Origin of the sequence: Chitinophaga caeni (assembly GCF_002557795.1) — a bacterium.
Taxonomy (GTDB): Bacteria; Bacteroidota; Bacteroidia; order Chitinophagales; family Chitinophagaceae; genus Chitinophaga; species Chitinophaga caeni.
On record NZ_CP023777.1, the window covers coordinates 2,158,784 to 2,171,169 of the forward strand.

A 12,386-nucleotide genomic window follows, 5' to 3' on the forward strand; every position below is an offset into this window, starting at 1 on the left:
ATTGTTAGCCCGGGGTCGCGACCCCGGGCTGGCAATGCTGGCAATGCTGGCGGTTCAGGAATCCCGATTTTTTAATACGATTCCGTTTCATTCTGTAAATAATAATTATTTCCCCGGCCCTAGGATTTCTATTAAACGTCCGTTGCGTCGCACTCTTGTGCCGAGGGAATTTTATGCTGCGTGTAGTTTCTAGTGAATTTATAGGCAATAAAAAAGGCTAACATTTTTTTGTTAGCCTTAATAATTTCATGCCAGTGCATAACTGCTTTCTCCTTGCCAATGCTGCTTTACGGCCCAGTTGCCGTAATTGTTCTTACGCGTTTGGCGGTTGTAAGTCTTTTGTTGCGCTTTTAACCTAGGATAGTACAATCGAACTAAGTAAATAGTAACAAATGTAAGCATAGGGCGATATGGTTTAAAGGATTAAATAGGCAAAATCATTCCCCCCTCATCAATCATCATTGAATAAATGTCTGGTAATCTATTAAATGCGATTGTGCTAAAGTCTTGAAAATCAATTTGATCTAAAGATATTTTCATAGGTTGATCTCAAGACAAATATACAGGTAAACAAATATAAGTATTTTTTATAACTTATAAAAGCAAATGAAATTTTTTTTCGAATTTACCTTTTCCTAGCCTGCATGGCGTTTTAATCTGTTTCTTTATATGTATAATAAGCGTTGGCTTGCTGCGTCGGTGTTATCACCAAATCATTGATACAAACATGGGGCGGTAGGGTGGTACAGAAATATGCAACCTGTGCTACGTCTTCAGCATGCAAGGGTTCGAAGCCCTTGTAAACATTTGCTGCTTTGCCGGCATCACCTTTAAATCGAACCAAGGAAAACTCGGTTTCCGCGGCACCGGGATGGATCGCTGTTACCTTGATATGATAGGGCAACAGGTCTATTCTCATTGCCTGTGAAAGTGCATCCACGGCATGTTTGGTAGCACAGTACACGTTTCCTTTCTGGTAAACATGCTTCGCGGCCGTACTGCCAATATTGATAATGTGTCCCTTTTTCCTAGCTTTCATCCAGGGGATGACATTCCGGGAAACGTACAATAAACCTTTTACATTCGTATCGATCATCGTATCCCAATCATCCATATTCCCTTCATCGATCGTGGAGAAATCCAATGCTAAACCGGCATTGTTTATTAATACATCGATGTTTTGCCATGCTTCGGGAATCATGGGGATGATAGTGTTAACGGCTTCCTTGTTCCTTACATCGAAGATGAGGGGTAGGACTTTAATCCCGTACTGCTCAATCAATTCTTTTTGTACTTGTTCCAACCGTTCTTCCCTTCTCCCGGTAATGATCAGATCATAACCTTCGGATGCAAATTTCCTTGCCATTGCTTCTCCGAAACCTGCCGTAGCTCCGGTGATAAATATAATTCCTTTCATATGATATAATGATTTTCTTGTACCGTGGGTACAGGTACAATTCACTCGTGTTAATAATAATGTTTAACGCAATAAAGTTACGGTACCTTTACGTAATACACTATTCCCATTGAGATCTTTCCCTTCAACAACCCAAACATAGGTATCCGAATTAGCAAGGTTGCCGTTGATGCGGCCATCCCAACCTTTTCTAAAGTCTACGGAAGAATAAACCTCCTGTCCCCAGCGGTTAAATATCCTGAAGAATTTATATTCCACGATGCCTACTGGTATAAACCTGAAAATATCATTTTGGCCGTCACCATTCGGGGTAAACGCGGTGGGCACATATATTTCAGGACCTGCATAATACTTAATATTGATCGTATCGCGATCTTCGCAACCGGCCTTATTTTGCACTAGCAATTCATAGGTAATGTCCTGGTTGTTATTAAATTGCGTGGGATTGGCAATATTAGTTTGACTCAAACCCGAACTAGGATACCAGGAGTAAAAATCTCCCCCGGTTCCGTTTAATTGCATGCTTTGCCCGAAACTTAAAATCGTGTCGTTTCCCGCGAAAGCCTCTACTTTGAATATATCAAATGATTGGCTAACCATCTCCGTACATCCATTATTTGTTTCGAGGGTCAAGGAAACGGTATAGGTATTTTGGTCGGGGTATATAATCGAAAAATTCTTCGAATCGGTAAATACGGTAGGGGGGTCCGTGTCCAGGTTCCAAGTATTAGAAGTAATAATGCCGTATTTATACGAAGAAGTATCAACGAAATAAACAGGTTTCCCGGCACATGCCCCCGAAAGCGTGAAGCCTGCGCGTAACCCCGGGTAATTATAGATCACGCCGCTGGTGCTATCCGTACAAGGTAAGCCCCGGTTTACTACTAGTGAATAAGTATACCTACCGGTATCGGGCAAGGTATGGAAGAATACATTCTTGTTGTTAGTGATAGTATCTGTCCCGTCGCTGAATGTCCAATGGTATGTTGAAGTATAACCGGCATTGCTGTAATTAGCGATCGGGATCACCATGCTAGTCGTGTCCAGGCAGTTCTGCAAAACATCGTTAATGCCTGCCTTGATTTCTGTAGCACAATTAAAAACGGTTATCAGGATATCTTTTGCATGCGTCGCGATCAGCTTTTTAGTTGCACGATCATACTCGCTTACACAAACCGATACTACGTACCTTCCACTTCGTGTAGGTGTTCCGGTTATAATACCTTCAGTTGAAATTGTTATCTGCGGATCGCCTCCCATCGGGTTTTCCCCGGAATAGGGGGACACGTATCTTACCGTTTCTGAAAATGGTGGCGGGTACACGGTTTGCGCTTCTGAAACCCTATCCGTGCCCCCGGATTTCGCATCGCATAAATTATAAACAAGGCTATCTCCGTCTATGTCGGTTGCTGTATAAGTGTATTTCAGGGGCATGCCTGAACAAATAACTAAAGCTTCATCTTTTACAAAGACGGCGCTGCTGTTCCCGGGGCGGGATTCTGTTCCCGGGATAAAAGCATGGAAATTGGAACCTTCAAATGCAGAGTTCATAATATTAACAATATTTTCTCCCCTGCAACATCTTTGGTAGGTAATGTAATAGCCTCCCGGAATAGCCGCTAATTCAACAGTATCGCGGTAATAGGCAACTTCTAGATAGATTGTTTGTGCTGCTAAGCAAGGATTTTTTAGCGTGTCTCTTAAGGGGTATCGTTCTTTGATATTAAATAATAATGGGCCCTCCTGCAAAGATCCATTAGATCGGAAAATATAGATGGGAATCGGGTCTTCAAAGATGTCTAGGCATCCTTGCCGGGTGCCGCATACAAAATCACCATCCCGGTAAAGTTTTAATGTGATTACGTATTTAATTTTATTGGTAGCAGGATTAATGCCTAGCGCCCGGTAATAGATTTCCCCTCCAATTATATGGTATGCTGAAGCAATTGAAAAGATACAACAACAGCCTATGATTAATATGAAACATTTAATCATCGGGGTAATTTATGGTTACTGTTCTATAAAAGAATTACGATAAATGTTCTACCATATAAAATGCAATATTGATAGTGATTGTTCATTTGTGAATGTAAAAAGATAGGCTGCAAAATAGTTGCGTATTAGCGTAAAAGTACTACGTACCCTTTCCTTTGGATTGTTTTTCCATTGATATCCAATCCTTCTGCTAACCAGGTGTAAGTTGCGGCATCGGCTTTTTTGCCTCCAACGAATCCATCCCAACCTTGCATATAAGCATTGGTTTCGAAAACGAGTTTTCCCCAGCGGTCAAAAACGCGGAAATATTTCAGTTGGGTAATACCAACGGGCACGGGACGGAAAACATCGTTTCTGCCATCGCCGTTAGGTGAGAAAGCGGTGGGTACATACATATCGGGTCCGGTAATAAAGCGGATGAAAATATCATCGCTGCCATTACATCCCTCCGGCGTATAAGCCGTAACGGTATATGTAAAATCTTGGTTGATGGTTGTAAAAGGGTTTGCAATATTGGGGTCGCTTAATCCGTTTATTGGGCTCCAACTGTAATATGTGCCCCCGGTAGCGTTTAATTGGAAAGGCTGGCCGCGGATGATAATCGTATCATTTCCTGCAAATGCTTCCACGGGGGGGATAACGGTTACCAAAACGGAATCAAGAACCGCTTTAGGACAACCCAAAGTATCCGTAACACTAACGGTAAAATTCGTAGTCGCCACCGGTGCCGTGATCGTATTAGGTAGGTTTGCATTCGCGACCTGATCCGCTGGTTGCCATTGGTAAAAAGCGCCCCCGCTGGCATTTAAATGAGCTACGGTTCCGTAGCATATACTGGTATCGAGGCCGGCAAAGGCGCGGGGCGGATCTATCAAGCTAAACGAGACCGTATCGACTGTTCTACAGGTACCCAGCATCGCAGTAAGTTCATAATTTGTATTACTGGTAGGTGTAATTATTGTTTCCAGGGAGTTACTGACCGTATTTTGGGTATTTAAATCCTTCCAAACATATCCGTAGGGACCATCCGAAACACCGTGCAAATTAATTGGATCTCCAGTACAAATCAATGAATCTAGACCCGCTGATATCAATAAGGTATCTCGGACATCAATGAAAATGTCCTTAGTTGCCACGCAACCGATATCGTCCGTGAAAGTTACGGTATAAGTCGTGTCTTCTAATGGTGTTATAATGGGGTTGTTAATCGACAGGTCAGAAATAGCATAATTTGGGGACCAGAAATATGTTCCGCTAACATTACTATTTGCTGATACTTGTAATGAATTGGTTTTACAAAGAACGGTGTCTGCCGAAGCTGTCAACGGTGGTTTATTGTAAATATTTGCACTCGTTCGGACCATTTCCTTGCAGCCTTTCGTTGTTTGGGTAAACACTGATACATTGTAATTCCCACTATTGTTATATTGGTAGATTGGATTAATTTGATCGGACGTGCCTCCATCTCCGAAATTCCAGGCTAAACTATCAATGGCTCCATACGCGATAGAAGCATTTAATTGGAAATTGGTAGGCTTCGTAAGGCATAGGCCGGATGTAGTAATATCGAATTGGTTTTCCGGAAATACGATGATGTTAAAAGTAGTGCTATCGCTACAATTACTGATCGGATCTACTTTTAAAACAACTTTATAAACTCCTGTATCCGCGTAAGTATGTTGAATGATATCTCCCTCGTTTGTAACAAGTGTATCTCCATCACCGAAATTCCAGTAATAAGTTTTGTCCGGGGTGCTTAGGTTCGGTATATCAATCGTATAACTTTTGCAATTGTAAAAGTCTGGATAATTAACCGGTACTGCTGCCACTACTTGTTTCACACAATTAGTTACCGAAAGCATCAGCTCTTTGCGGTGTTCACCTAGTTTTATGCCGTTCCTATATTCTTCCGCGGCAACAGTTACTATGTAAAGTCCGCTGGTAGGCGCATCTCCCGAGATAAGTCCTGTAGAGGAATCTATTTTCACCCGCCTCCCCAGTGGCTGAGCCGCTGAAAATGGGAATTGGTATTGAACTGAATAATAGGGAGGGTTCGAAGCTGGATCAGGACTCGGCACATTGGCACTACCTCCCGTATAGGCAGGAACGAATTTATATACTAGGGAATCACCATCAGGGTCGGCGGCATGGTAATCATATGTAAAGGGTTTGCCCGAACACATGATGACTACTTTCTCTTTGTCGAAAAATGGGCTGTTATTCTCATAAGAATTTGCGGGGATGAACGCCGAATAAGTACCCCCCACGGTATTACCCATAGAAATGATATTAGTCAAACCTGCCCGGCGACAACATCTTTGATAGGCTAACGTATAGCCCCGAACATTATCCGGAAGAGTTATCCTTGTTTCATAGGTACATATCCTATAACAAATTTTTGGTGGAGAAATTATACAGGGATCAATTTCTGAATTACTATTATCGATTATTATGTTACTTCTTAACTTGGCAGATTCGGTAGTGTATTCACTGCCATTATCCATATCTATTGCCGAAATAGGAGCGGAGCCATCTATTTGTCCCGTTTCGGCATCGCAGCGGATAAATAATTTTAATTGAACGAGGTAAGTTGTATTTCCCCCGGAGGAACTGATGAAACGGTATACCATCTCCCCACCGACCACGTGATCGGCCCATAGCGGGAGGGCTACGAGTGTCAATATCAGGATTAATAATAATTTTTTCACGGTCACATACTTATGCTGCTCTCAAGACCGGCTCATACAAAAGTCTATAAATGCTTGCAACTGGAAGTTGCTCTCTTCGAAATCCTCCCATAAGCCCATATGACCTACCCCTTGTAATACGTGGATGCTACTAACCATCGGCAAAGATGTTTGAGGGGTTATGACATCTAGGGGAACCGCGTTATCATCTGTTCCTATGATGAATAGTACCGGTACGGTAGTTTCCTGCAAGATTTTGGTTCTACCTGGCCTATGAATCATTGCTTCATAATAAGCAATTAAAGTTTCCGTTGCTATACCATTGGCTCTACGGATATATTCTGCTAATAAATCCGGGTATTCTTTTTTATAATTTTCCCCGAACATATTGGGGATCGCTTGTTTTATAAAGGCTTCATTACCATACTCCCGTATCATCCGGATGGATTTTTCCCTGGCGCTTACCTTTTCCGGGGTATCTGCTAATGCTGATGAATGAAATAGCCCGAAACCTTTCAGCTTGGAAGGATATTTCTCTGCAAAGGCTAAGCTTACGTATCCTCCCATAGAATGGCCGATCATGATTACCTGTTCCTCGTTTTCAAATTCAAGGATGGTGTTGATATAATCCGCCATACCTTCGATGCTGAGTTGTTCGGCGTTTAGATCGGCATTTCCGGTTCCCGGGAAATTCGGTACAATTAACTTATTCCTGTTACTAAGATAATCAATTTGATATTGCCAAACACTATTATCTTCTGCAAATCCATGTAGCAAGACGACGGTCGGACCTGTTCCCTCTACTAAATAGGCGCCTGTATGATGATCTTGGTAGGTTATCGTTTTATACATGTTTTCTCCTTTGTATAATTCTATGGACGATGCTATAAACCAACAAAGCTAAAGTTATAAGAACGCTAATTTTGGCTAGATAGTCTCCATATTTCACATAAAATGTTTGAAATGGAAGTGTTTTCAGGTTATAACTAATAACGCTGGCTTGCCAATATGGTTGAGGGTCGATAATTGCACCGGATGGGCTGATAAATGCGGAACTGCCCGTGTTGGCGCTCCGCGCGATCCACCTCCGCGTTTCGATCGCACGTATCCTCGCGTATTGCAAGTGCTGCTTGTAGCCTTGCGTATCTCCCCACCAACCGTCATTGGTGATAATTGCAATGAAATTAGGGCCTTTTCTTACCGTTTCCGCCACATATTCGCTATATACAGATTCATAGCAAATTAAAGGCAAGGTGTTTATATCATATTTAGGGTTGGAAAAAAAAGGTACGCCGCCGTTTCTACCATAACTACCGGTAATGCCGCCAAAATCTAAGGCCAGGTCTTTTAAAAAACTAAAATATCTTAAGTACGGGATTAGCTCTACACCGGGAACCAGCTTCGATTTATGATATATTTGAACGGCCTGCGAAGTATCGATTTGTAGCGCGGAATTAAATACATCGTAATGATCCCCGTTTTCAGTTACCCTGCTGGTTGAAGGTATTTCCTCACCGGCAGTATAAAATTTATAGGTAACTGCACCGGTAATGATTGTAGCATCGGGATATGATTGTAAAAAGTTCCTGATACTACGTAATTCCAGTGTTTGATTTATGCGGTTTTCCTGGACGCTAGTCGTAAATAAGGCAGTTTCAGGCCAAATTATATACCTGGTATTCGATGTGATTTTTCGCGATGTAAGTTCCAGCAGGTGATTTAATTGTTCTAACGAGCTCCCCGCATCAAACTTCTCATCGTACGGATCGATATTAGGTTGCACTATTACAACTTCGATACTTCTAGCTTTTAATATGAATGTACCGATGAATCTCAAGGAAGGGCCCAGTAAAATCGGTATAGATATAATGGCTGCGGGTACTATAAATTGCAGGAGTTTCTTTTTCACTTTTTGATCGGTAAAAGCGTATAATACAGCCCTATATATCAATATATTCACTAGCAAAACCCAAAGCGTTCCCCCGCTGCTTCCCGTGTATTCATACCACTGGATCCAATTGGGATGCATCGCGAACACATTTCCAACTGTAAGCCAAGGCCAACTTAGTTCCCAATTATAATGAATATGCTCGAAGGTGAGCCAGTATACCACCAGGCTTAAATATCCAACGGGTTTCCCGAAACGGTGCAATGTTCCGCGGAAGGCTAGCAAAGGGAACAACATTAGCATGCTATTGAAAATATTCGCAAACACGCCGCTAGCCGGAACGGGGGTATTGCCAACCCACCAGGTGGTACCTACGTTCCAAACCAGTAAAGATAAAAAGGTTAGCAGGGCGTACGTTGCCACCTTTTCTATCCTTTCTGCCAAGATAATGATCGGGATAAAGGCGATGAATATCAAGAAGGTAAGCGGGGAGGTTGGCCAAGATGCCCAGAGTAATAATCCCGATAAAATGCTTAACAGTAAATATTGAATCTTGCTTGGTATGCTTGTCTTCATAAGGCGCTGCTATAGGTATCAAAAATAGCCTTTTGATTTGAAAAAAAATCCCGCAGCGGTGTTAACCGTGCGGGAAGTTATTTTTTACTGGAACAACAGCGGGTATATTACTACCTGCTGTAGTTCGGTGCTTCTTTTGTTATGACTACATCGTGAGGATGGTTTTCGCGTACGGTGGCAGCGGTGATTTTCACGAATTGAGCATTTTGTAATGCTTTCATGTCTTTAGATCCGCTCAATCCCATACCGGCGCGTAAACCGCCTGTGAATTGCTGTATCACTTCGCTCAAGGTTCCTTTATAAGGAACACGTCCCACGATCCCTTCTGGAACCAATTTCTTAATATCATCTTCCTGGTCCTGGAAATAACGGTCTTTACTACCTTCTGTCATCGCTTCGATAGAACCCATCCCCCGGTATGATTTGAACTTACGTCCTTCGTAAATGATCGTTTCTCCCGGACTTTCTTCGACACCTGCGAAGATAGAACCTGCCATTACAGCGGAAGCGCCGGCCACTAAGGCTTTCACCATATCGCCTGTATAGCGGATGCCGCCATCTGCAATCACCGGAACCCCGGTTTTCTTCAATGCTGCGGAAGCATCCATGATAGCGGATAATTGTGGGAAACCTGCACCTGTAACGATGCGGGTAGTACAGATGGAACCAGGTCCTACTCCTACTTTAACGGCATCGGCCCCGGCTTGGTACAAGGCAAGTGCGCCTTCGGCTGTTGCCACGTTCCCGGCTATCACTTCTAATTTTGGAAATGCTTTCTTTAATTTTTTCAACGCTTCTACTACGCCCTTGGAATGGCCGTGTGAGCTATCCAGCGATACTACATCCACCCCAACGTTGATCAAAGCTTGCGCCCTTTCCAGGATATCGTTGGTGATACCTAGAGCGGCGCCTGCCAGTAAGCGACCATAACCGTCTTTAGCTGCATTAGGGTAGCTTTTGAGTTGGATGATATCGCGGTAAGTAATTAAACCGACCAATTTACCTTGCTTACTAACGACAGGTAATTTTTCGATTTTATATTGTTGGAGGATTTTTTCAGCTTTTTTAAGGTCGGTTCCCTCTGGTGCGGTAATCAAGTTTTCCTTGGTCATTACCTCGCTGATCGAGCGTTTCGTGTTTTTTTCGAAGCGGAGATCACGGTTGGTCAGGATACCAACAAGCTTGTTGTCTTTGCTGACGATTGGAATACCGCCGATTTTATTTTCCTTCATCACTTTCAATGCGTGGCCGATGGTAGAATCGGCAGGCAGTGTGAGTGGGTCGAGGATTAAGCCATTTTCGCTACGCTTCACTTTACGTACCATTTCGGCTTGCCTTTCGATACTCATGCTTTTATGCAGAATACCAACGCCCCCTTCACGGGCTAGGGCAATTGCCAATTCAGCTTCCGTTACAGTATCCATCGCGGCAGATACCATAGGTATGTTAATACGTATGTTTTTGGTAAGTTGAGTGGCAGTATTTACCTCTCTTGGTAGAACTTCCGAATAAGCCGGTACAATCAGTACGTCATCAAAGGTGAGGCCATCCGCTACAAATTTCGGTTTGGATTTTCCCGCAGGCATGTTGCAATTATTGATTCAGTTAAAAAATAATTGCACGCAAATGTACGCTTAATTATGGGAATAATAAAATTCATCTTTCACGGGAGTATCATATTTCTATTCTCATAATGATTTTATAACAATTCATACATCTTTCCCGGTAAGGTTCTTATGACCGATTGCAGCTCCAATCCCAACAGTATCCCGTTCGCCTTGCCTGTATTGAAACCCGATTCGCGGGTAATATCATCGATATGCAAAATTTTATGATTTTGTAATAGATTGAAAATTATTACCTCATCATTCCCCAGGGACGGGAAGATCGATCTTTGCGGCGTGTAGGTTCTAAGCCTGTTGTCTTCCCAACCCAAAGCTTCGAGAATATCTTGTGCATTTTTGACGAGGGCTGCCTTTTGTGATTGCACCAGTTGCAAGCATCCCCGGGATGCCGGGTCGTTAACACGCCCGGGGAATGCGAAAACATCCCTGTTGTAATCAAATGCAAGCCTGGCCGTTATCATGGAGCCGCCCTTTTCACCGGATTCGATCACTATTGTGGCCGATGACAGCCCGGCAACGATACGGTTTCTTCTCGGGAAATGCTGGCGCCCGGGTTCCGTCCTGCTGGGGAAGTCGGTTAACAGGCCGCCATGTTGTAACATTTCCCTTGCTTCCGGCAGGTGTATTTGTGGATAAATTCGATCCAAGCCATGCCCCAAAACGCCGATAGTAGGTATGCCGGTTTTTAAGCAGGTCCTGTGCGCCGCGATATCGATCCCGTAAGCTAATCCGCTAATGATCATTACGTTTTTATCATTCAGATCTGTAACCAGGTCTCGGCATAATTGAAGCCCGTAAGCTGAAGGATGGCGTGTTCCAACGATACTGATGATGCGCTCCCGGTTCAAATCTGCATTTCCTTTAAAATACAGCATTAGGGGAGCATCGTTGCAATGACTTAACTTTTGCGGATAAGCCGCATCCTGCAACCACAATGTTTGAACGTTATATTTTTCTATGAACTTTAATTCCTGCTCCACACGTTCAAAATCCTGGAAGGATTTAATTATCTGCGCCCTAATGGGGCCCACGCTCGGAATTAGTTCTAATTTACGCCTGGAGAGTTTGAAGATGTCGCTGGCTGCGCCAACATGTTCTAATAACTCCCTTCCAATGGCATTCCCAATTTGAGGTATCATGGTGAGTGCTACCTGGAAAAGTAATTCTTCTTGCATGTTCGGGTTAACAAAATATTATTCATCAATTTACTTTTTTCTAACGACTTTTACCGGGCATTTTATTTCATTTTTTTCGCTTATGAAACGCTTGAACATTTTTATCATACTCATCTGTATTTTGAGTGCGTGTAAAACATCGCAACATGTTAGCCGTGATTCATCTTCCCCGGAGCAACCGTATTTGCTGTTACCCGGCGGGCCTGCTTGGGGCGCTTTGTACACGCAACACGCCGGTGAATACAGGGCTTTATGCTTCCAGGCGTACCAACTTGCCAAAATGCGTTTAGATGTATTGTTGACAAGACAAACATTTCGTCCAATCGCGATCGTAACTGATATCGATGAAACGATCCTGGATAATAGTCCTTATAGTGCCGGCCGCGCTTTAGAAGGCAAGGAGTATTCTGATGAAAGCTGGAAGGTATGGACTGATAAAGCCAGCGCAGATACGGTTCCCGGCGGCGCTAGTTTCTTTAAATATGCTGCTTCCCGCGGCGTAACAATTTACTATATCAGTAACCGGAAAACGAATGAAGCAACCGCTACTTTGAAGAATTTAAAGTCCTTCGGTTTCCCTTTCGCGGATAATGAACACCTGTTATTGAAGTCTACCACTTCTTCTAAAGCGGATCGCAGGAACGAGGTGTCTAAAAAGTTTGAAATCGTGATGCTGTTAGGCGATAATCTTGCGGATTTCGCGGATGTATTTGAAGGGCATAAATCGACCGCGGAACGCAATGCTGTTGTTGATTCATTGAGGGTGCAATTCGGGGATAAATTTATTATGTTGCCGAATGCCATGTACGGTGATTGGCAGAATGCGTTGATCGATTACCAATACGGTGCCGGGATGGGTCAGAGGGATAGTTTGTTGCGGGCAAGGCTGGTTCGCTAAGGTCAGGGATTGTGCAGGTGACGCTGATGATACGGATTTTGTTGTATGTTTTATGTGTTATTTTTACGAGATGTGGTGGCGGAGGTTGTCTATTTTAAAAGTATTTTATTTGATAAAAATTGACA

At 43.1% G+C, this 12,386-nt stretch carries 9 protein-coding genes; 1 reads left to right on the forward strand and 8 read right to left on the reverse strand.

What is annotated here, in order from left to right; translation table 11 throughout:
- Positions 1 to 246: 246 nt before the first annotated feature.
- The 8 genes from COR50_RS22290 to dprA all read right to left on the reverse strand — a co-directional run bounded on the left by COR50_RS22290 (position 247) and on the right by dprA (position 11,363).
- Positions 247 to 402 (reverse strand): hypothetical protein, encoded by a 156-nt coding sequence (locus tag COR50_RS22290; protein WP_157760709.1) that lies wholly within the window; start codon positions 400 to 402, stop codon positions 247 to 249.
- 250 nt (positions 403 to 652) lie between these two features.
- The gene (locus COR50_RS09055) at positions 653 to 1,417 is read right to left on the reverse strand and encodes an SDR family NAD(P)-dependent oxidoreductase (RefSeq protein ID WP_098193690.1); all 765 of its coding nucleotides are present in this window, start codon (positions 1,415 to 1,417) and stop codon (positions 653 to 655) included.
- A gap of 63 nt (positions 1,418 to 1,480) precedes the next feature.
- Positions 1,481 to 3,412: a T9SS type B sorting domain-containing protein gene (locus COR50_RS09060; RefSeq protein ID WP_098193691.1), complete on the reverse strand. Its 1,932-nt coding sequence runs from the start codon at positions 3,410 to 3,412 to the stop codon at positions 1,481 to 1,483.
- 125 nt (positions 3,413 to 3,537) lie between these two features.
- Positions 3,538 to 6,120 carry a PKD domain-containing protein gene (locus COR50_RS09065; protein ID WP_157760711.1) on the reverse strand — a complete coding sequence of 861 codons (2,583 nt, stop codon included), beginning with the start codon at positions 6,118 to 6,120 and terminating at the stop codon, positions 3,538 to 3,540.
- Positions 6,121 to 6,141: 21 nt separating this feature from the next.
- Positions 6,142 to 6,951 (reverse strand): alpha/beta fold hydrolase, encoded by an 810-nt coding sequence (locus COR50_RS09070; RefSeq protein WP_098193693.1) that lies wholly within the window; start codon positions 6,949 to 6,951, stop codon positions 6,142 to 6,144.
- Complete coding sequence (lnt, locus tag COR50_RS09075) at positions 6,944 to 8,563, reverse strand: apolipoprotein N-acyltransferase (RefSeq protein ID WP_098193694.1); 1,620 nt, start codon at positions 8,561 to 8,563, stop codon at positions 6,944 to 6,946. The genes COR50_RS09070 and lnt overlap by 8 nt, the downstream gene beginning before the upstream one ends.
- A gap of 110 nt (positions 8,564 to 8,673) precedes the next feature.
- Positions 8,674 to 10,149 carry an IMP dehydrogenase gene (guaB, locus tag COR50_RS09080; RefSeq protein WP_098193695.1) on the reverse strand — a complete coding sequence of 492 codons (1,476 nt, stop codon included), beginning with the start codon at positions 10,147 to 10,149 and terminating at the stop codon, positions 8,674 to 8,676.
- Positions 10,150 to 10,262: 113 nt separating this feature from the next.
- Positions 10,263 to 11,363 (reverse strand): DNA-processing protein DprA, encoded by a 1,101-nt coding sequence (dprA, locus tag COR50_RS09085; RefSeq protein ID WP_098193696.1) that lies wholly within the window; start codon positions 11,361 to 11,363, stop codon positions 10,263 to 10,265.
- A gap of 82 nt (positions 11,364 to 11,445) precedes the next feature.
- Between dprA and COR50_RS09090 the strand changes: the two genes are divergently transcribed.
- Positions 11,446 to 12,261 carry a 5'-nucleotidase, lipoprotein e(P4) family gene (locus COR50_RS09090; protein ID WP_098196157.1) on the forward strand — a complete coding sequence of 272 codons (816 nt, stop codon included), beginning with the start codon at positions 11,446 to 11,448 and terminating at the stop codon, positions 12,259 to 12,261.
- The last annotated feature ends 125 nt before the right edge of the window (positions 12,262 to 12,386 follow it).

Excerpts from the sequence above, each read along its gene's own strand:
- COR50_RS09070 (WP_098193693.1), bottom strand. The coding sequence starts at position 6,951 with ATGTATAAAACGATAACCTACCAAGATCATCATACAGGCGCCTATTTA.
- COR50_RS22290 (WP_157760709.1), bottom strand. The coding sequence starts at position 402 with ATGCTTACATTTGTTACTATTTACTTAGTTCGATTGTACTATCCTAGG.
- COR50_RS09060 (WP_098193691.1), bottom strand. The coding sequence starts at position 3,412 with ATGATTAAATGTTTCATATTAATCATAGGCTGTTGTTGTATCTTTTCA.
- lnt (WP_098193694.1), bottom strand. The coding sequence starts at position 8,563 with ATGAAGACAAGCATACCAAGCAAGATTCAATATTTACTGTTAAGCATT.
- COR50_RS09090 (WP_098196157.1), top strand. The coding sequence starts at position 11,446 with ATGAAACGCTTGAACATTTTTATCATACTCATCTGTATTTTGAGTGCG.
- guaB (WP_098193695.1), bottom strand. The coding sequence starts at position 10,149 with ATGCCTGCGGGAAAATCCAAACCGAAATTTGTAGCGGATGGCCTCACC.
- COR50_RS09055 (WP_098193690.1), bottom strand. The coding sequence starts at position 1,417 with ATGAAAGGAATTATATTTATCACCGGAGCTACGGCAGGTTTCGGAGAA.
- dprA (WP_098193696.1), bottom strand. The coding sequence starts at position 11,363 with ATGCAAGAAGAATTACTTTTCCAGGTAGCACTCACCATGATACCTCAA.